Here is a 267-nt window from a genome sequence, read left to right as displayed (position 1 = left end):
AAGGCCTTCATGAGCTTCTATTCCATTCCGGATGTGATCCTTACCCAGCAAGACCGGCTGACGCTGCCCTATGCGTATCTATCCGGCCCGGACGGCACGTTGCTGCGCTATCAGGTCAGCCATTCGGAGGAGGAGGCGCAGTATGCGCGGTGGTTGTCCGAGAGCGGCCCGTGGGACTCGCCGCATGCCCATGACGGCAGCCTCGAAGGGGTGTTCAAAAAACTCGCCGCGGTCGGCACCCTGCGATTTCTGCTTTCCAGCCCCAAC

1 protein-coding gene is annotated in these 267 nt (G+C 61.4%); it reads left to right on the top strand.

Translation table 11 applies throughout. From position 1 onward, the window contains the following. Positions 1-9: 9 nt before the first annotated feature. A partial coding sequence (locus SB786_RS36470) for a hypothetical protein (protein WP_410731616.1) occupies positions 10-267 on the top strand: 258 nt, incomplete at its 3' end.

The sequence above is a fragment of the Burkholderia sp. SIMBA_062 genome (genome assembly GCF_046534765.1).
Lineage (GTDB): Bacteria > Pseudomonadota > Gammaproteobacteria > Burkholderiales > Burkholderiaceae > Burkholderia > Burkholderia ambifaria.
Note: the sequence above shows the minus strand (reverse complement) of the source record. Positions and strands in the feature narration are given on the sequence as shown.